We start from the raw sequence: 20,073 nt of genomic DNA, 5'->3' as shown, positions 1-20,073 counted from the left end.
CGGCCAGCCGCCGCTCAGCACCACACTCAATGCTCCCGCAGGCCAGGCACCTTGGGCTTCGACTCCGGCATCATCCGCAGCAATGCCATCATCAGCTTCGTACGATTTGGCCTCCGGGCTCTCGGGAAGCGGACAGCCCAATCAATCACGCTTCATTCCTGGTGCGCCAGCTTTGCCAACCATGGCCCCCATGGGTGGTGCCGGCGGCATGCCTGGCATGCTCCACAATCTGCAAGGCACGTCACTTCTCGGCAGAGATGTGTCACCCGCCCCATTGACGCCAGTCACACAACCGCTCCTTTCATCGGCTGCCCCATCACTCAGTCTGGGCGGCCCCCTCGGGCAGGACCCATCCTCGGCTGCATACATGGCCCCGATTCCACCCGGAAGGAGCATTGCCACGCTCAGGGCACCGCGCGGGACCAATTTCATCAGGCTCGCATTCGCCGCCACCTTCCTCCTCGGATTTCTTGGTCTCGTCGGATTTCTTTTGAAGGACTATCTCCCTGGGCTGCTCCCCATCCTAACGGGCAATGATGTGACTGAAGAAACTTCCAAGGAAGATCACGGCACGCATTCCAATCAAACGATCACTGAAAAGTTAGCCCAGATTCCTTCATCCCCTTCCGAGGACCGGACCAAGCCAACTCCAATCACAGTCGGCTTTGATCCTCAAGAAACAACGCCCTTGAAGGTGGAATCTGGTGCAACTGAGGAGCGGATCGCCAAAGCCATTCCGTCCCACCCACCGCCCACAGCCAGCACCCTGCCGATGGCTGGCACACCCGTGCCGCCTGCTGGCACCCTTCTCGAAGTCCCTGCCAAACCTGCGATGAATGCAGAGTCCTCTGCTGGCCCGACGGCCTCGCCCACCTCTCTGGCTCAGTCACACACCATCGAGGAAGAAGATGTCCCGGCTGCGGCCCGGCCTGCCGTTGAAGCGCTCAAAAACTTCCTCTTCTCGAAATCCCTCGAAGAACGTCTGAAATACACACTCGGCGCCGACGTCATGAAACCCCACATGGAGCGCTATTATGCGCATGCGCCGGATGGCCCCATCTTGGTGGACCGCATTCAGTTTGTCCGCATGGACCCCAACCCCGAGCTCGGTTCCGGCAAACACTGCATCCTCAGCTTGGAAAACAAAACCTGGGAGTTTTCAGTTCCGGTCATGCTGGAGGAGAAGGAGGACGGCTTTAAGGTGGACTGGGTCGCCTTTGTGGAATTCAAAGACCGTATGTTGGAAAAATTCTTCCAAACATACATGCCCGGCAAGGCCTGTTTTCATGTCGGCATCATCCGCCATCATTACTTCGAAGACGGCGTGCCCAACGTGGATCGTAAAGATGCTTTCCGTGTGAGCCCAGCCCCGCCCAATTCCTTCCAAGGATCCGTCTTCATCGACAAGGACTCTCAACTCGCCCAGGAACTGCGCAACCGCATGCCATGGGAAACCCATGTGTGGGCTGTGGTGGAGCTGGAATGGAAGAAGCTTGGCTCACAGCAGTGGGTTGAACTCAGCGCGGTCCCGCAGATGCATTGGTATTCCCTGCCGATGACTCCCAAAACCTTTTCAACGGCACAGAAAACCTCTGACCCCGAAGAGCTGCCGGCAGGCATTTCTAAGAATGGGAGCCGTGGCAAATCCGGCGCTCCATCCAATAACATGCCTCCTCCAGGCATCCGCAAATCCACGCCAGGCCTGCCTGACACGATCAAGCGGCCCATTCCCGGAGGGCGCTGAAGTCAAAAAAGACGCAGCGCCTGAACTCAGCTGACTTCCAGCTTGCCCGTGCTGTCTCCCACCTTCTCAGCAGGCACGCCGAGACGATCCAGCATTGAGAGGTAAAGATTCGTCATCGGTGTTTCGCCCGGCAGAACCATGCGTTTGCCCGGCGTGAAAGTGCCACCGGCACGCCCTGCCAGCAGGATCGGCAGGTTGTCGTGATTATGACGGTTGCCATCTCCGATGCCACCGCCGAAAACGATCATCGAGTTGTCCAGCAGCGTACTGTCGCCTTCCTTCACCGATTTCATCTTGTCGAGGAAGTAACCGAACTGCCGCAGATAGAACTGGTCGATCTTCGCAATCTTGGCCAACTTCTGCGGATCGCTCTGGTGATGTGACAGTGAATGATGTGCGTCCGGCACGCCGAGTTCAGGGAAGCTGCGATTGCTGCCGTCATGGGCCAGCATGAAAGTCGAAAGGCGCGTCGTGTCCGTCTGAAACGCCAGCACCATCAGGTCAAACATGGTGCGGATATGCTCCTCGTAGGAATCCGGGATGCCTGCCGGGATTTTGACATCCGGCATCTGCGAGGAAAACTTCTCCGCGCGCTCAATGCGCAGTTCAATATCCCGCACCGCGGAAAAATATTCGTCCAGTTTGCGGCGATCACCGGCATCCACCTTGCCCTGCAGGCTTTTTGCTTCGTCCAGCACCGTGTCGAGAATGCTTTTCTGCATGCGCTTGGCACGCGCCGCTTCAGGCCCCGTTCCAGCCGAGGCACCGATGCCAAACATGCGCTCAAACACCAGGCGGGGGTCCATTTCAGGAGCCATCGGCATGGTCTCGTTTTTCCATGCCAGATTAAACTGGTAGGCGCAGGAATAGCCGGAATCGCACTTGCCCGAACTGCGCTGCCCATCGGTGCTCAACTCCAGCGATGGCAATCGTGTGAGATGGCCGATTTTTTGTGCCGCGATCTGATCCACCGAGACACCGACGTGAATATCGGCCCCTGCCGTTTTCTTTGGCATGCAGCCGGTGAGAAATGTCGCTGTTGCACGTGCATGGTCACCACCGCCATTGCCATGGCTGCGGGCGAAATCCTGCATCAGTCCCGAGACCACCATGAAATCATTGCGATGTTTCTCGATCTGCATCAACGAAGGCGAAAGCTGGTAGCCCGCGCCCTCACCCGTGGGCATCCATTGCTCCACATTCACACCGTTGGGAATGTACATCCATGCGGCACGCATGGGCTTGGCCGCTGGTTTGGTCACAGCAAACGCACGCGAACCGAATGATTCCAGCAGCGGCAGGGTAATCATCGATCCCAGCCCCCTCAAAACCTGACGGCGGCTGAGTGAATGTGCTGCGAGAGATGTTTCACGAAACTCGTTCATATACATTGTGAATACGTCAGTAAGGGCAAGAAACTTTCGTGCCAAACTGTAGCATTGTAGGCTTAACCGTCACGAAAGTAGTTGAAATTCCGGAGCGACACGGCCCGATTACACTTCCCCCGTCAATCCCCACACCAAAAACATGAAAAACATCCGGCTCCTAATCATTTCCATCGCTTCCCTTGCCATCACTGGCTTTGCCCAGGATGCCAGCGTCGCCGTCATCGAACTTAAGCCCAGCGCAAATCCAGCGTCGCCGCTCAGCTACGATAAGACCGAACTCAGCGTCACCGCAGGTCAGAAGGTGAAGCTCACGCTCAACAACTCCGGTGGCGTGCTGCCACAGCCCCATAATTTCCTGCTGCTGAAGCCAGGTAAAATGGACGCCGTGGGCGCCCTCGCCAACGCCATGCTCGCCGATCCTCAGGGCATGGCGAAAAGCTACATCCCCGAAGCCGCAAAGCCTGACATCGTGGCCAACACCAAGCTCGTGCAGCCAAACCAGAGCGAGACCATTGAGTTCACCGCACCTGCCGAAGCTGGTGACTACCCTTACATCTGCACCTTCCCCGGCCACTGGATGCTGATGCGCGGTGTGATGCACGTCACCAAGTAATTTGTTCCTTCATTTAGCGCTCCCTCATGAAACACCTCCTCATTCCAACGTTCATTGCCCTGCTCTCGCTCACGTCCATCGTTCGTGGCGAGGAGGGCAAACTCGAAGTCAACGGGCTCACCTTCAAGTTCGCCACTCCTTGGGCCGAAATCCAAAGCACGGGCATGTTCCGCGCAGGAACACTGACCGCCAAGGTGGAAGGAGCCGAGAAGCCGGTTGAAGCCGTGTTTTACAGCTTCCCAGGCCCTGGTGGCGGTGGCGACACCGAAGCCAACGTGAAACGCTGGCTGGGACAGTTTCAGGGTACGCCTGAATCAAAGCGCGAAGAGCTGGATGCCAACGGCACCAAGATCACACTGGTGACCGCCACCGGCACCTACAATGACGGTCCCCCCATGGGAGCCAAAACTCCGCGTGAGAACTACACCCTCATCGCCGCCATTGTGCCTGCCGGAGAGTCGAACATCTTTGTGAAACTAACGGGACCCAAGGACGCCATCAGCAAGCTGGCGGAAGAGTTCAAAAAGATCGTTCTCAGTCCGTTCGCCAAGTAAGCCAAATCTTCGAACGAGAATTATTCTCACACCAGAGCGGACGGGTTAACCGTCCGCTTTTTTGTGCTTTATGCCTGCGTAGGAGGCCCAATTCAAACACCCCATAAATCGGCAGCGGACCGCCACCCAGCTGAATCAATGCCAGAGTTGGCACGCGCAATGCTCAGCACTCGCATCGGAGTTCAATCCAATCACCGACTTATGCTCAAATACACACCCACACGAATCTGGAGCGGTCTTGCCATCACGGCAATGGCTGCCGTCACCTCACTCGCATTCAGCCTCGGCGAAGTCCGTGCTCAGGATGCGGCGCCACCAGCTCCGGCACCCGCTGCTGTAGCACCAGCCCCCGCTCCGGCGCCGGCCCCCGCTCCAGCACCAGCTGTAGCCGCCGAGGCCGCCCCAGCTGCTCCCGAGGCTGCTGCAGGCCCTTCGGTAGAACTCTTCACCACCAACAATCTTTGGATGATGATCGCCGCCGCTCTGGTGTTCATCATGCATCTTGGTTTCGCGTGTGTTGAGTCCGGCCTGACCCAGTCCAAGAACACGGTGAACATTCTGTTCAAGAACACGCTCATTCCCTGCATCGGCCTCCTGACCTATGCGCTGTGCGGCTTCAACCTGATGTATCCTGGATTCGCGGATGGTGATTCCCAGTTCTGGTTCAAATTCGCCGGCTTCGGCGTCGCCCCTGCCGCAGATGGTCTCACCTCCGCCTACAACGTGGGTTACACTTACTGGACTGACTTCCTCTTCCAGGCCATGTTCGCCGCCACTGCCGCCACCATCGTTTCTGGTGCCGTTGCAGAGCGTGTGAAACTCGGCACCTTCATGGTGTTCTCCATCCTCTTCGTGGCGATCGCCTACCCGATCGCAGGCAGCTGGAAGTGGGGCAATGGCTGGCTGAACCGCCTCGAAACTCCTTTCTACGACTTTGCGGGTTCCACGCTCGTCCACTCCGTGGGTGGCTGGGGTGCCCTCGCTGGCATCCTGCTCCTCGGGCCACGTCTCGGCAAATACCTCCCCGGCGGCAAAAGCAAGCCCATCCTTGGTCACAGCATGCCTCTCGCCACGATTGGTGTCTTCCTTCTCTGGCTCGGCTGGTTCGGATTCAACGGCGGCTCTGTCCTTTCGGCTGATCCGGCCCTCGTGTCCCTCACACTGGTGACCACCTGCCTCGCCGCTGCTGCTGGTGGTGTTGCCGCAGCCCTCGCCTCAGTCATCCTGCTCAAGAAGCCTGACCTCTCCATGGCACTCAACGGCATCCTCGCAGGTCTCGTCGGCATCACCGCTGGCGCTGACCAAATGGCCGCAGCAAGCTCCATCTACATTGGCGCGATCGCTGGTGTGCTCGTTGTCGTCTCGGTTCTGTTCTTCGACAAGATCAAGATCGACGATCCAGTGGGTGCCGTTTCCGTCCACCTTGTCTGCGGTATCTGGGGCACGCTGGCTGTCGGCATCTTCGGTGCCAAGGCCGGGATGCCTCAGCTCATGAGCCAGCTCAAGGGTGTCGCCGCTTACGGAGTGTTCACCTTCGTGTTCGCCTTCGTCCTGTTCCTGATCCTGAAGATCATCATGGGACTTCGTGTCAGCCCTGAGGAAGAAATCGAAGGTCTCGACATCGGGGAACACGGCAACGTGGCCTACCCCGACTTCCAGGCCAATCACTAATCTGGGTTAGCCAGCACAGTTTTATCAACTCCCTAACTCCCCGGCACGCTCTGCGGCCGGGGAGTTTTTTTTAATGTTGGCACGCAGTTTGCTTTCAGTGACATATCCGCCTTTCTGCACCGCCAGACGGTGCTGAAGACGGCCAACCACCCATCCACACCTCTCACTCAATGACTCGACATCTGTCATCATGGCGCACCCTCGTGTGCGGTCTTCTCGTCACATCCGTTTTTTGTAGCGGGGACCTCCTTGCCCAAGATGCTGCTCCGGCACCTGCGGCCGAGCCTGCTGCGGCCACGATGGAACAACGTGTTTTCGACTTGGAAAAATACGTGACCAATGGCAAGCCTGGTGAGGAGGGCACCAACACATGGAAGTCCAACATCGCGGGTCCTGGCCCGGGTCACAATGCCTGGCAGATGGTCAGCACTGCGCTGGTGATCTTCATGACTCTTCCCGGCCTCGCCCTTTTCTACGGCGGCCTCGTCCGCAAGAAAAACGTGCTCTCCGTCATCGCCCAGTGCATGGGCATCGCTGGTCTCGTCACCATCCTGTGGTGGGCCTGCGGATACAGCCTGTCCTTTGGAGCGGGCAATGCCTACGTCGGCGATTTCTCCATGAAGATGCTCGAAGGCGTATCTCCTTACGCTTCCGGCGCTGGCTTCTGGTGGATCTCTGACGCCATGTGGTGCATGTTCCAGCTCAGCTTTGCCATCATCACCCCTGCACTGATCGTCGGTGCCATCGCCGAGCGCATGAAGTTCATCTCGGTGCTGGTCTTCGTGACCCTGTGGATGTTCGCCGTTTATTTCCCCTTCGCCCACATGGTTTGGAGCGGCACAGGCTTCATGTGCGGTCCGTTGAATCCGAATGCCTCCATCAAAGCCCTCGACTTCGCGGGCGGCACAGTCGTTCACATGACCTCCGGCTGGAGCGCGCTCGTGCTCTGCATCCTGCTTGGCAAACGCAAAGGTTACGGCAAAGAACCCATGGCACCCCACAGCATGGTGCTTTGCGCAATCGGCACCGGCATGCTCTGGGTCGGCTGGTATGGTTTCAATGCAGGTTCCGCCCTCGGTGCTGACGGTATCGCCGCCAACGCCTTCATGACCACCACGCTCGCGGCAGCCACCGCCGGTTTCGTCTGGGCTGTCACCGAATGGATCCTCAAAGGCAAGCCTTCTGTCCTCGGCTTCTGCTCGGGCATCGTTGCTGGTCTTGTGGTCATCACTCCTGCGGCAGGCTTCGTCACCGCAAACTCGGCCATGATCATGGGTGTGGCTGCCGGCATCGTCCCCTTCCTCGCCGTTGCCTATCTCAAAAAGATTTTCGGCTATGATGACGCTCTCGACACCTTCGGCATCCACGGCATCGGTGGAACCATGGGTGCCATCCTCACGGGTGTGTTTGCCAGCAAGGAAGCCAATCCGGGCATCGAAGGTCTGCTTCCCGGCCTCCTGGGTGAGCAGCTCAAAGCCGTCGGCCTCACCATTGCCTGGAGCGTCGCTGCCACACTGGTCATCACTATCATCGTCAAGGTTCTCGTCGGCCTTCGTCCTGATCCTGAAGTCGAAAGCATCGGTCTCGACCTCGCTGAACACGGCGAAGCAGGCTACGAACATTAATCACAGCAGGGCGAGTGCCTGTTAACCCAAACCGGGCTGAGCAATCAGCCCGGTTTTTTCATGCCCTTTTCTCACCACAGCAGCAACATCACCGCGCACATGATCCCGTTGTTCAGCGCATGTGCCGTCATCGGCGCGATCAAGCTACGCCGCCACATGCGCAGAAAAGAAAAAGAGCATGCCAGCACCATGATGGCTGGCACACCCGCCCAGCCCTGCGGGTGGATCACGGCAAACACAAATGCGCCCAGCACCGCGCCCGGCAGCCAGCGCAGCCGTGAGGACAAGCCGGGAAACAGCAGCCCACGGAAGATGATTTCCTCCGAAATCGGCGCCCATACCACCGCCAGCAGGACCGCGCCAAACTTCGCCCAGCCATTGCCCGCAAAAACTTCCACAATCGGATGCGAGGGAAACTCGCCCGTGAGTTTCATGATCCACGATGCCGCAATCATGCCCAGCACCAGCAGCGGCAATGACGCCAGCCAGCACAATACACCCACCCCCATCTCGCGCCATAGGCCCTGTCCCCGATGCAGGCCCAGCGCCTCGCGCCACTGAGAACGCTGCATGCCACGCACTCGCGGCCACGCCATGCCGATGAACAGAGCGATCAAGGCAGGGCCGTAAGCAGCCCAGCCCGGCAATGGCACAGACAGCAAACGCAGCAGCCAAGGCGGAAACAAAAACAGGGCCAGGAAAATCGCAAATCCCTCCAGCAGCACACCGCCCTCCGCACGGCTGCGCAACGCCAAGGTCAGGCATAGCTTTCCGCTGCGCCAGCGCGTGATGCCCCAAACCAGCAATGCCAGACCGCACGCCGCCGCGCACATTCCCAGCAAACTGACGCTGATCAAAACTACCGCCGTTCCTATGCCTTGCTGCGCAACAACCCGCCTTGCCGCATCATTCGCCGTTTGCGCACGGGCCAGTTCTGCCATCCAGCCGTGCCGCTGCCGCAGTTTTTTCCAGGCCTCATCCGGCACCTCGCCGTTCATCGCTTTCATCAGCTGCAGCGTCACCACATCCGCCTGCAAGTCCGCATTCTTTGCCGCTAAAACATCAAGGTCAGCCGCAGCGGGCCATTCATCCATCAGCCATCCCTTCAAAATCAGCAGCCGCAGGGCATCTTCGTTCGTGCGAGAAAATTGGGTGAAGTCCTGCAGCACCGTCTGCGTGAGTTCTACATCGGATTGCTGCATGCTCCGCAGCAGTTCCTTCACTCCCACCGTATAGCGCGCCATCAGTTCCAGCATGCGATTCGGACGCACCTCGTCACCACAATCCGCACGGTGAGTTGACTGCATGCGCACGACAAACACCACGCAGGAGATGATCACACACACTGCCAGCGCGGCCCCCAGCCGCGAATAGCGCGGAGACAGCTCAGGTTTCAATGCAGGCAGCGGCGGTGGTACAGCGGAGTCATTCATAATTACGGCGATCAAACATCGCCTGATCAGCAATGGCACGCACAATTCGGTTCTCCAGCCTCGTTCAGTCTTCTCCAACCATGAGAACCTCCCTCTTTTTCCTGCTCGCTGCCTCCGCCCTGGCCCAAAGCCCAAGACCCGGCGTGAACTACGATGAAGCCAAAGTCGGCAGCGATCCGCTGCCTGATTTGAAACTCACCACCGCCGATGCCTGGACGAACAAGCGCCGCCCCGAAATCCTCAAACTTTTCGAAGACCACGTCTATGGCAAGACTCCCGCCGACATCGGCACCCCAAAGTTTGAAGTCACTGCCACAAAATCAGACGCGCTGGGCGGCCTCGCCACCCGCAAATTCATCCATATTTCTCTGCCAAACCACCCGGCATGGCCCGGCATGGATGTGATGCTCTACACGCCCAATGCCGTCAAGGCTGCGCCATGTTTTGTCGGTCTCAGCTTCGGCGGCAATCATGCCGTCAGCACCGAGGCCGATGTCCCGCTCAGCACTCGCTGGATGCGTGAGAGCAAGGAGAAGCACATTGTCGATCACCATGCCACCGAGGCTACGCGTGGCACCGAAAGCAGTCGCTGGCCTCTGGAAATGATCCTCAAACGCGGTTTCGCCGTGGCCACCGCCTACTATGGCGACATCGAACCCGACCGCGCCGACGGCTGGAAGGAAAGCCTCCGTGCCGCCGTCAGCAAGGAGGGAGCAAACACGGTCTGGAAAGCGGGTGAATGGGGAGCCATTGGCGCATGGTCATGGGGTCTCAGCCGCATCGCCGACTACCTGCAGACAGACGCGCAGACTGACGGTAAACACCTCGCCGTCATCGGCCACTCACGTCTTGGCAAAACCTCCCTCTGGGCCGGTGCGCAGGACACACGCTTCGGCGTCGTCATTTCGAATGATTCCGGTGAGGGCGGTGCCGCCCTCATGCGGCGCGACTTCGGCGAAACCACCGCCATCATCACCAAGGCCTTCCCGCACTGGTTCACTCCGAATTACGCAGACTATGCGGGCAACGCAGCCGCCTGCCCTGTGGACATGCACATGCTCATCGCCCTTGCGGCACCACGCCCCATCTACATCGCCAGCGCCGCTGAAGATCACTGGGCTGATCAAAAAGGCGAGTTTCTCTCCGGCAAATTTGCCAGCCCGGTTTACGCCCTCTTCGACAAAAAGGGAGTCGTCGTGGATGCACACCCCGCCATCGATACCCCTGTCGGCGATTTCATTGGCTACCACGTCCGCACCGGTAAACACGACGTCACTGATTTCGACTGGACACAGTACTTGGATTTTGCCGCAAGGCATTGGGCGAAGTAACCAAGCCCCAGTTCACATTGTTGCTTGCCGCATGCGAAAGCCCGTGTGTCTTGAGCCAGCCTTTCTCACGCCATGCCCGCCAAAAAAGCGAAAACCAAATCCGTCGCCAAGAAGCCGTCCAAAAAAACCATCGATGAGCCCTTCTGGATCGGCTTTGATCTGGGCGGCACGAAGATGATGGCTTCGGTGCTGGATGCGAACTACAACGTACTCGGTTCCTCTCGCAAATCCACCAATGGCTCCGACGGTGCCGCCAAGGGCCGCAACAAAATCATCAAAGCCATCCACGAGGCGATTGCAGAGGCCGGCGTGGATCCCAAGGGGCTGCAGGGCATCGGCATCGGCTGTCCCGGCCTGGTGAATCCCGACAAAGGCATCCTCATTTTTGCGCCAAATCTAGGCTGGACGAATATGGCGCTGCGCAAGCTGCTGCAAAACCAGTTCAAATGCCCTATCACGGTGCTGAACGACGTCGATGCCGGAACCTATGGCGAGTATGTGCTGGGTGCTGGCAAAGGCGCGCGTTCGCTGCTGGGCGTGTTTCCCGGCACGGGTGTCGGGGCGGGCTTCGTCTATAACGGCCAGCTGGTCATGGGCCGCGGCATTTCCGCCATGGAGCTGGGCAATCTGCTGCTGCCAGGCACCCACATCGGCAGTCCGGTGTTTGGCACAGTGACTCTGGAAGACCTCACCAGCCGTCTCGCGCTCGCCTCGCAGGCGGGTCTGGCCTGCTATCGCGGTCAGCTTGCTGATCTCGATAAAAAAACTCAGGGCGCTCTCCGCAACATCCGCAGCAAGGCTCTCGCCAGCGCTTTCCGAGGCGGTGAGAACGCTGCCATCATCATGTTTCGCAACTCCATCCGCTATTTGGGCATGGGAGTCGCCACGGTCGTCAATCTGCTGGCCCCAGACCGCATCACACTTGGCGGTGGTTTGGTTGAAGAACTGCCGGAACTCTACCTGAACCTGCTCAAGGAGGAGGTCGAGCACTACGCCATCCCGGAACTTGCCCGTGGCATCAAATACTCACTCGCCAAGCTCGGCGGGCAGGCCGTGGCCACTGGGGCGGTGGCATGGATGCGGAATACCGCTAAATAACCGCTGCACATGCTTCATCACGCATCCATCTCATGAGTGAAGTGACTCCACCTGTCCCGCTCAATCCACCACCGGAGCATGCCGTCATCTATGTTGGCGCGGCTTCAGTTTCGCTCGTCATTGGTCGGAAGGATGACAAGGGCCAGTTCACCCGCATTGAAAGCCTGGACCGGCCGCTGCCCGTCGCGCGTGATATTTTCCGCGCACGCAGCATCTCGCGCAACACCGTCGATCAGGCGGCGGCTATTCTCCGCGATTATCTTCAGACGATGCGTGAGTACGGCATCCCGTCTTCGCAGTTGCGTGTCTTCACCTCCAACATTCTCGCGGAAGCCGTCAATCACGAGATCTTCCTCAATCGCCTCCAGGTACACAGCGGCGTCGCCCCCAGCCTCATTGACGACGGCAACATGACTCGGCTCGTCTATCAGATCGCCCAGCGCATGCTGCTGAAGAATCCGCTGCTCGCCAAAGGGAACACCTTTGTCACCCACATCGGCCCCGGAAACACCCGTGCGATCTATTTCCAGCAGGGCCGCCTCGCTGCCTACAGCAACTACCGCCTCGGCATTTTCCGCGCCCGCGAAGCCATCGCCACGCCAGATGACGAGGCGCGCCAGCAGATGGTGCATCTGGAGGAGCACATCCGTGGCGTCGTAGATCACCTCGCGCAGGATTATTCCAACGTGAAGATCGACAACCACGTCGCCATCGGCACAGAGATTCAAAGCGTCGCCCCCCGGCTTGGCAAGGCGCGCCACGGCGCACACCGTGTGCTGGAGGATGATCTCGCCCGCCTCACTGACAAGCTGGCACGTCTGAACCCCGATGAACTCGTGCGCGAGCTGCACGTACATTACACCGGTGGCGAAGGCATCATCCCGGCGCTGCAGACCAATCTTGCGCTCGCCCGTCGTTTTGGCGATGATTCGCTTTGGGTGCCCGAAGGCGACTTTCAGCTCGAACTCATGCTTGATCTGATGACCTCCGGCTCGCGCACCGCGATTTTCCAGGAGGAAGTCATGCAGGCCGCATGTGAGATCGGCCTGCGCTACAAGACCGACCGCAAACACGCGGACCACGTCGCCAATTTCTCCCGTCAGCTCTTCCGCGAGCTGCAGCATCTGCATGGTTTGGACCTCAAATATGAACTCGTCCTCCGTGTCGCGGCCACGCTGCATGAAGTCGGCATGTTCATCAGTCCGCGTGAGCATCACAAGCACAGCCTCTACATCCTGATGCATACCGAGATCTTTGGTCTCAGTTCGCACGACCGTGGAATGGTGGCCCTGCTCGCACGCTATCACCGCCGCTACAATCCCGAGCCAAACCACCCGCACTTCTCCGACCTCACTCGCGAAGAGCGCATGATCGTGCTCAAGCTTGCCGCCCTGCTCCGTCTTGCAGACGCTCTCGACCGGAGCCATGCGCAGCGCATCAAATCCATCCAGATCCGCCCCGAAGGCACCCGGCTCAACGTCATGACGCAGGGAGCGGATGACACCACGGTCGAACAGATCGCCATTGATATGAAGTGCGGCCTCTTCCGCGAAATTTACGGTTATGACATCATTCTCGCCAAATCCTGAAGCATCACCCGCACCGCCGCAGTTGCGACTGACCGAGGAGCATTTCATCAACCGGGAGCTGAGCTGGCTTGCCTTCAACTCACGTGTCCTGGACGAGGCAGCGCGCACGGATCTCCCCGTGCTCGAACGCGTCAAGTTTCTCGCCATCACCGCATCGAACCTCGATGAGTTTTTCATGGTCCGCATCGGCGGGCTGCAGTTGCTGCGTGAGCAGGGCCTGCGCGTGCGCGACAGTGCCGGACTCACCCCCACGCAGCAATGGGAGCAGGTGCACCAGCAGGCCGCCGCCTTTGTGGCGCGGCAGTACAATATCCTGCAGCAGCAGCTTGTACCGCTGATGAACGAGAAGGGCATCCGCCGCCTCCTGAACACCGAACTAACCCCCGCCCAGCGTACACTGCTGCGTGAATATTTTGATGAGCATATTTTTCCCGTGCTTTCTCCCGTTGTGGCGGACGACACCAGTTCCCGCGCCGCCATTCCAGCGCTGAACATCGTGCTGCTCTGCACCGTGACCGGCGGTGACAGCGATGAAACGGAAGTGCGCCATGTGCTGCTGCCCCTGCCCGCCAATCTGCCACGCCATGTGCTGGTGCCGGACACCGAAGGCGGCCAGCACCTTTATGTGAACCTCGAAGACGTCGTCGCTCTGTTCATCGGCGAGTTTTTTCCCGCTGAAAAAGTATCCGCCCCCGCCCGCTTCCGCGTCAGCCGCAACACGGACATCACCGTGGATGACGAAAGCGCTTTCGACCTCGCGAGCGAAATGGAAGAGGTGCTGGAAAAGCGTCTGAAAAGCCCCGCCATTCGCATCGAAATCGAAGCTGGTGCCTCGCGCGAGCACACCCGCATCATCCGCGATCTTTGCGGTGCCCGGACCGCTCAGATTTATGACATTCCCGGCGAACTCGATCTGCGCGCCTTCTTTCAAATCGCCGGCATCTCAGGTTTCGAGGAACTCAAGGTCGAGCCCTGGGACAGCTATCCCACCACGGCCATCACTCCCGGCGAGAGCCTCTTTGATGCGATCAAACGGGGGGACATCCTGCTGCATCACCCGTATGAAAGCTTTGAGCCCGTTCTCGCCTTGGTCGAAGAAGCCGCAGCGGATCCGAACGTCATCGCGATCAAACAGATTCTCTACCGCACCGCCAAAAACAGCCGCATCATCTCCGCGCTCATCCGTGCCGCGCAGGCCGGCAAGCACGTCACCGTGCTGGTGGAGTTGAAAGCGCGCTTCGATGAAGCCCGCAACCTCGAACGGGCAAACGACCTCATCAACGCCGGCGCGCAGATCATCTACGGCGTCGCCGGTTTGAAAACACATGCCAAGGTCTGCCTCGTCATGCGCCGCGAATCCGGCCACATGACACGCTACATGCACTTCGGCACCGGCAACTACAACGAGGCCACCTCCAAGCTCTACACCGACATCAGCCTGCTCACCTGCCGTGCTGATTATGGCGCTGACGCCTCCGCGTTTTTCAACACCGTCACCGGCCGCTCACGCTTCGTGCATTTCAACAAACTCAGCATGGCTCCCTACGGCCTGCGTGAGCGCCTGCACTCGCTGATCCGCAGCGAAACCGAACGCGCCCGCCAGGGAGAGGCCGCCGAGATCATGCTCAAGATGAACGCCCTCGAAGATCGCAAGATGATCGAGGCACTCTATGAAGCCTCCCAGGCAGGCGTAAAAATCCGCCTCAATGTACGCGGCATCTGCTGCCTGCGCCCGGGCATCAAAGGCATCAGTGAAAACATCAGCGTCGTCAGCATCATCGACCGTTATTTGGAGCACGCCCGCATCTTCTGGTTCCGCCAGGGTGGCAAGCCCGCCGTCTTCATCGCCAGCGCTGACTTCATGAACCGCAATCTCTCGAAGCGCGTGGAACTTCTCACTCCAGTCGAAGACCGTGAGGCGCGCAAACGCCTGCTGCGCATTCTCGAAATTCACTTCGCCGACACCGCCCGTGGTCGCATCCTCAAATCCGACGGCACCTGGCACCTCCCACAGGTCACCGCCTCCAAAGCACGCCGCTCCCAGGACCAATTTGCCCGCGAAATAGCCAAGCGTGCGCGACTGGCGAATGAATCACCGGATGTGCTGGTTCCGCATACGCCGAAGTAACCTACCACACCGCCTTGTAAAGCAGCGCCCCGGCAATGCCGCCAATGATCGGGCCGACGATGGGAATCCATGCGTAGCCCCAATCCGAGCCACCTTTGCCGGCAATCGGGAGGAAGAAATGCGCGAGCCTTGGACCGAGGTCCCGTGCGGGATTGATGGCGTAGCCGGTGGGGCCGCCGAGGGACAGGCCAATCGCCCCTACGAGCATGCCGACGATGGCGGGGGCGAATCCTTTGTCCCAGCCAGAGTTAGGCACCAGATTGGCAGGAGACAGAATCGCCAGCAGACCGAACATCAGCATGGCGGTGCCGAGGGCTTCGCAGATCAAATTGCTCACGTTATGCCGGATCGCCGGGCCAGTGCTGAAGACGCCGAGTTTGTCACCTGCTGACGGTGTCACCGCCCAGTGCGGCAGATAGGCCAGCCAGACGAGCACACCGCCGAGAAATCCGCCTGCCACCTGCGCGGCGATGTAGCCAGGAACCAGATCCCATCCGAATTTACCGATGGAGGCCAAACCCAGAGTCACGGCGGGATTCAAATGCGCGCCGCTGATGGCATTCGTGCAATAAACCGCCATCGCCACGGCCAGCCCCCAGCCGACGGTGATGACAATCCACCCTCCATTATTGCCCTTCGTCTGCTTGAGCAGCACATTTGCAACGACGCCGTCTCCAAGGAAAACCAGAATCATTGTACCGAGGAGTTCTGCAAGATAAGCGGACATAGGGATGGTGCTGAATTGGTTGAATTTCCTCGCAGGCTATCGGGACGTGTCAAAAAGAGCAAGCATGGAGATTCAGCCGCCCCAGCCCACCTCATGAGGTCGCGCCCACGGGAGACACATAATTCAGCGCGATGGTCAGGAAGAAATTCGAACCCAGCATCGTCAGCAAAGAATACACACTGCACGCGTCATGCCTAGACCAACTCCGACCGCACTGTTCTCAGCCATAAGTCCCTGACGCGTGCTCAGTCCTCACGCGCTGCCTTCACTCTCTCGTCGTCCAGATCGAGACGATACATGATCTGGTTGTAGTCATACCGCGGCGTCGCAACGGGGTTGCCGGAAAACGTTTCAGCATAGGTGCCTTGGAAGTAGATGATGCGCCCATCCTGCTGGTCGAAAAAGGCGTGGTGGCTGGGGTTGTAGAAGCTGTATCTCGGATGCGTGGCTATTTTCACCGCCTTGCCCCAAGGGCCTTCGATCTGCTTGGCCTCCGCATACCAGACCTCACCGAGATAGGAAACCCCACCCCCGTGCTGCAGCGCGATCATGACCCAGCGTTCGCGGTGTTTGTTCCAGTGCACGCTGCCGGCATGCAGATAGACAGGTTTGCCCGTCTGCGCATCCACCACCTGCACGCGTGCTTTTTCCGCAGGCATTTTCTTGTCGGTGATGAGGTTCTCCTCATCCATCTGCGTCGTCGGTTTATGAGCCTGCTGCCAGACATAGTCTCCATGCTCCTCTGACCATGCCAGCGACTCATAGGCGGACGTATTCTGAACCGATTCATAATTCGCCTTCACCCGTGTGCGGCAGAAGGGCGTCGAAAAGTAAATCCAGTCGCCGTCCGCACCCTTGACTCGCACGGCATTGCCCTGCGGGTGCTGCCAGTCAAATTCATCCCCCAGCACCTTGAGCCGCTGAAAGCGCCCGGTTGCTTCATTCAGCTCCGCCAGCCCATGCTCCAGCCGTTTGCCCAGATCACGCCAGCGTGAGTAATGCGCCATGAGATGCTCCTTGTTCGCGGCATCCATCACCGTGTGCATGCCGAAGAGCCATACGGCGCCCGGCTCCTCCACCGGCATCATCTTTGCCACAGCTCCGTTTTCATCGGTGATGTATTCAAAGTGGATGCCGTGCTGGGGATCGAGCCCGCCTTTGTCCGGCGCATCGCTCCATGCTGCCGTGGAGTGAAAATTGCCCAGCGGATAGTTGGGGCGATTCGTGTCTCCAAAAATCCAGAAGTAGCGCCCCTTCCACGGCACGACCTGCACCGAGTCCTGACCCATGACATCCGCAAACAGATTGGGTCTCGGCAAAGGAGGCTCATGCCCCAGCAAGTTGCTGTCGCGGTAAATCCCCTGCCCTGTCAGCCGGCACACACGCTCCGCAATGGTGGTGCGCAGCACCTTCACCTCCCCCGACTTTCCTGCCACGGGCGTGAGGCGCACGCCAACAAAGCCAAACCCATCCTTCGGCAATGAATACCCCGGCCCCACGATGCTAAAGTACACCTCACGGTTCATTAGCCCAGGCTCGTTGAAGGCGATCCAACCCGCGCTATCCGTCGTCAGCGCGATGTGATTGGTCGTTTTCAGCGTGACCAGCGGAACACCGCGACCCGTGCTTTCATCGATGACATGAATGCCAAAGTAATCTTCCGGCGCAGCGCATAGAAACACTGGCAGGCATAACAAAACCAAAAGCAACCGGCGGAAAGACATGCGTGTGGTTTACCATGAATGCGGCGCACGAGGAAAGGACAATTCGTGACGCTTGACACACGGTTCACAGATGCGAAGGCGCAGTGCATGTTTTTCGACACGCACACCCACCTCGGCAGCAAACAATTCGACGGCGACCTTCCCGCCGTGCTGGCACGCGCACGCGCTGCGGGCGTCACGCGTATGGTGGCACCTGCCACCGATCTCGAAAACGCCCGCAAACTCCTCGCCATCGCCGAGAATGAACCCGATGTGCGTGTGGCGGTGGGCATACACCCCTGTGATGCGGATTCGGTCAGCGGAGACGGTTGGATCAGCGAACTGCGTGAACTGGCGCAACATCCCAAGGTCTGCGCCATCGGCGAAATCGGCCTCGATTACTTTCATGCACCGCCGGCTGGCTTCACCCTTGATGACTGGAAAGAGCATCAGGCCAGGGTGCTCACCGCGCAGCTCGAGCTCGCAGCCGAGCTGAAGCTGAACGTGATCCTGCACAATCGCGAAAGCTGGGAAGATCTCACTGCTCTCGTCCTGCCCTTCAGTGATCGCCTCCGTGGCGTGTTTCACTGCTTCACCGGCACGCTGGAGCAGGCGCAGCCGCTGCTGGAGCGCGGCCACCTCATTTCCTTCACCGGCATCGTTAGTTTTAAAAACGCCGGTCTCATTGCCGAAACGGCGCGTCTCGTGCCTGCTGGCAGTTACATGATCGAAACCGATGCCCCCTACCTCGCGCCAGTGCCCAATCGCGGCAAACGCTGCGAACCCGCCTACGTCGCGGACACCGCACGCGCCATAGCCGCCCTGCGCGGTGAGGCAATCGAGAAGGTTGCCGCCGACACGAGCCAGACCGCACTCCAATTCTTCCACGGCTGGGATTGATCTCAGCCGAAAGCATTCCAATCTTTCCCACGTTCACTGCTATAACCATGAAACTGCTCCTAGCCGCATCCCTCCTGCTTGCCTCCGTTGCCAGCGCCGCTCAATTCGCCGTCGAAAAAACTGCCTCAGGCGGAGCTGTCGTGACAGTCGATGGTCAGGTCTTTGCTGAATACATCGTCGATCAGGCCAACAAGCCGTATCTCGCACCTGTCTTTGGCCCCACGGGCAAACAGATGACACGCAACTACCCGATGAAGACCATCGAAGGCGAGCAGCATGACCATCCCCACCATCGCGGTATCTGCTTTGGCAGCGAGGGCATCAACGGCGTGCAGTCCTGGGCTGAGGCGAGCACCTTTGGCGACCCCGTCAAAAACGCGGCACGCCTTGCCAACCTGGGCAGCGAGAAACACCGTGAATTCAAGACCCTCGAAGCCAAGGCTGACTCCGCCGTGCTTGTCTCCATCATCGACTACCTTGATCCCAAGGGCAAAAAATACCTCGAAGAAGAGCGCACCATGATCTTCCGTGTAGGCGAAGGCACCCGCAGCATCGAGATGAAGCAGATCCTCACAGCCACCGAAGGCACCGTCAATTTTGAGGACAAAAAAGACGCAGGCCTCAGCATCCGCGTTCCCACTGAGATGGCTGTCGAGATGGGCAAGAATACAAAGGGCAGTGGTCACATCATCAACAGTGAAGGCCACACCGATGCAGATGCTTGGGCCAAACGCGCAAAGTGGTGCGACTATTACGGCATCGTCGGTGGCGAGCACGTCGGCGTCGCCATGCTAAATCATCCGTCCAGCTTCCGCTTCCCCACACCGTGGCACGTCCGCACCTACGGCCTGTTCACCGCCAACCCCTTCGGCACCAAGTCGCTCGATAAAAATGCACCTGACGGAGCCTATGAACTCAAGAAGGGTGAATACACCTTCCTGCGCCACCTCTTCTTCTTCCACATGGGCGATGAGAAGGAAGGCAAGGTCGCTGAAGCCTACGAGGCCTTCGCCAAGCAGTAAGCACACCGATTGAAAAGACGAGGCGAAAAGAGATGCATGGCACTGCTGCCTGCTCTTTTTTCGCCTCATGCTTTTTTACCGACTGCTCCTCCTTCTTGGCCTTGCCTCATCCCTCGCTGCAGCAGATTTTGATCTCGTCGTTTACGGTGGCACTCCCGCTGGACTGAGCGCGGGCGTCACCGCTGCCCGTGAGGGTGCGTCCGTGGTGGTCATTGAGCCCACGAAATGGATCGGCGGCATGGTCACCGGCGGACTCTGCCGCTCGGACGTTGGCAAAGAAGACACCATCGGCGGCTTCCCGCGCGAATTCTTCACCCGCGCTGCTGCCGTGAAGCCAAATACCCCCATGTGGTATGCGGCACCAAGCGTGAACATGATCGCCTTCCAGACCATGCTCAAAGAAGCAGGTGTCAAAGTGGTGACAGCGCAGTCACTCAAATCGATCACACAGGAAGGCGCGCGCATCACCAGCCTGACCACGACTGACGGCACCACTTACAGCGGTAGGCAATTCATCGACGCCACCTATGAAGGCGATCTGAAGGCG

General features: G+C 59.0%; 16 protein-coding genes. 12 read left to right on the top strand and 4 right to left on the bottom strand.

All coding sequences use genetic code 11. The features are described 5' to 3' along the window. The first annotated feature begins 367 nt into the window (after nucleotides 1-367). Nucleotides 368-1,744 (top strand): hypothetical protein, encoded by a 1,377-nt coding sequence (locus PSV43_RS19405; RefSeq protein ID WP_300201357.1) that lies wholly within the window; start codon nucleotides 368-370, stop codon nucleotides 1,742-1,744. A gap of 26 nt (nucleotides 1,745-1,770) precedes the next feature. On the opposite strand, the gene PSV43_RS19400 is transcribed toward PSV43_RS19405, so the two are convergent. Beyond that, the gene (locus tag PSV43_RS19400; protein WP_300201354.1) at nucleotides 1,771-3,129 is read right to left on the bottom strand and encodes a DUF1552 domain-containing protein; all 1,359 of its coding nucleotides are present in this window, start codon (nucleotides 3,127-3,129) and stop codon (nucleotides 1,771-1,773) included. Between the two features lie 142 nt (nucleotides 3,130-3,271). Here PSV43_RS19400 and PSV43_RS19395 point away from each other — a divergent pair, with 142 nt between their 5' ends. The 4 genes from PSV43_RS19395 to PSV43_RS19380 all read left to right on the top strand — a co-directional run bounded on the left by PSV43_RS19395 (nucleotide 3,272) and on the right by PSV43_RS19380 (nucleotide 7,595). After that, on the top strand, nucleotides 3,272-3,745 hold the full coding sequence (locus PSV43_RS19395) for a plastocyanin/azurin family copper-binding protein (RefSeq protein WP_300201351.1): 474 nt from the start codon (nucleotides 3,272-3,274) through the stop codon (nucleotides 3,743-3,745). A 26-nt stretch (nucleotides 3,746-3,771) separates the two neighbouring features. Further along, a complete protein-coding gene (locus PSV43_RS19390) occupies nucleotides 3,772-4,299 on the top strand; it encodes a hypothetical protein (RefSeq protein WP_300201348.1) in 528 nt (175 codons plus the stop codon). 465 nt (nucleotides 4,300-4,764) lie between these two features. Further along, entirely contained in the window at nucleotides 4,765-5,970 is a 1,206-nt protein-coding gene (locus tag PSV43_RS19385) for an ammonium transporter (RefSeq protein ID WP_345784679.1), read from the top strand. A gap of 299 nt (nucleotides 5,971-6,269) precedes the next feature. Next, nucleotides 6,270-7,595, top strand: a complete 1,326-nt coding sequence (locus tag PSV43_RS19380; protein ID WP_345784678.1) for an ammonium transporter — start codon at nucleotides 6,270-6,272, stop codon at nucleotides 7,593-7,595. Between the two features lie 71 nt (nucleotides 7,596-7,666). Here the strand turns inward: PSV43_RS19380 and PSV43_RS19375 are convergent, their stop codons facing one another. Further along, the gene (locus PSV43_RS19375; protein WP_300201339.1) at nucleotides 7,667-9,028 is read right to left on the bottom strand and encodes a CPBP family intramembrane glutamic endopeptidase; all 1,362 of its coding nucleotides are present in this window, start codon (nucleotides 9,026-9,028) and stop codon (nucleotides 7,667-7,669) included. A gap of 80 nt (nucleotides 9,029-9,108) precedes the next feature. On the opposite strand from PSV43_RS19375, the gene PSV43_RS19370 reads away from it, so the two are divergent. The 4 genes from PSV43_RS19370 to ppk1 all read left to right on the top strand — a co-directional run bounded on the left by PSV43_RS19370 (nucleotide 9,109) and on the right by ppk1 (nucleotide 15,174). Beyond that, entirely contained in the window at nucleotides 9,109-10,359 is a 1,251-nt protein-coding gene (locus PSV43_RS19370) for an acetylxylan esterase (RefSeq protein ID WP_300201336.1), read from the top strand. 72 nt (nucleotides 10,360-10,431) lie between these two features. Next, nucleotides 10,432-11,457, top strand: coding sequence for an ROK family protein (locus PSV43_RS19365; RefSeq protein WP_300201333.1), 1,026 nt, complete (start codon nucleotides 10,432-10,434; stop codon nucleotides 11,455-11,457). Between the two features lie 32 nt (nucleotides 11,458-11,489). Next, nucleotides 11,490-13,046, top strand: coding sequence for a hypothetical protein (locus PSV43_RS19360; RefSeq protein WP_300201331.1), 1,557 nt, complete (start codon nucleotides 11,490-11,492; stop codon nucleotides 13,044-13,046). Continuing rightward, a complete protein-coding gene (gene ppk1, locus PSV43_RS19355; protein WP_300201328.1) occupies nucleotides 13,021-15,174 on the top strand; it encodes a polyphosphate kinase 1 in 2,154 nt (717 codons plus the stop codon). Before PSV43_RS19360 ends, ppk1 begins: the two co-directional genes overlap by 26 nt. Nucleotide 15,175: 1 nt before the next feature. Here ppk1 and PSV43_RS19350 read toward each other — a convergent pair whose 3' ends face one another. Beyond that, entirely contained in the window at nucleotides 15,176-15,901 is a 726-nt protein-coding gene (locus tag PSV43_RS19350) for an MIP/aquaporin family protein (protein WP_300201325.1), read from the bottom strand. A 245-nt stretch (nucleotides 15,902-16,146) separates the two neighbouring features. Then, a complete protein-coding gene (locus PSV43_RS19345; RefSeq protein WP_300201322.1) occupies nucleotides 16,147-17,625 on the bottom strand; it encodes a hypothetical protein in 1,479 nt (492 codons plus the stop codon). A 45-nt stretch (nucleotides 17,626-17,670) separates the two neighbouring features. On the opposite strand from PSV43_RS19345, the gene PSV43_RS19340 reads away from it, so the two are divergent. From PSV43_RS19340 to PSV43_RS19330, 3 genes are all read left to right on the top strand, one after another. Beyond that, nucleotides 17,671-18,504, top strand: a complete 834-nt coding sequence (locus tag PSV43_RS19340) for a TatD family hydrolase (protein WP_300201319.1) — start codon at nucleotides 17,671-17,673, stop codon at nucleotides 18,502-18,504. 47 nt (nucleotides 18,505-18,551) lie between these two features. Next, complete coding sequence (locus tag PSV43_RS19335) at nucleotides 18,552-19,526, top strand: PmoA family protein (protein ID WP_300201316.1); 975 nt, start codon at nucleotides 18,552-18,554, stop codon at nucleotides 19,524-19,526. 67 nt (nucleotides 19,527-19,593) lie between these two features. Then, nucleotides 19,594-20,073, top strand: a 480-nt coding sequence (locus PSV43_RS19330; RefSeq protein WP_300201313.1) for an FAD-dependent oxidoreductase, incomplete at its 3' end; no start/stop codon positions are given.

Origin of the sequence: Prosthecobacter sp., assembly GCF_029946185.1 — a bacterium.
GTDB lineage: Bacteria > Verrucomicrobiota > Verrucomicrobiia > Verrucomicrobiales > Verrucomicrobiaceae > Prosthecobacter.
This window is presented reverse-complemented; position numbering and strand designations above follow the sequence as displayed.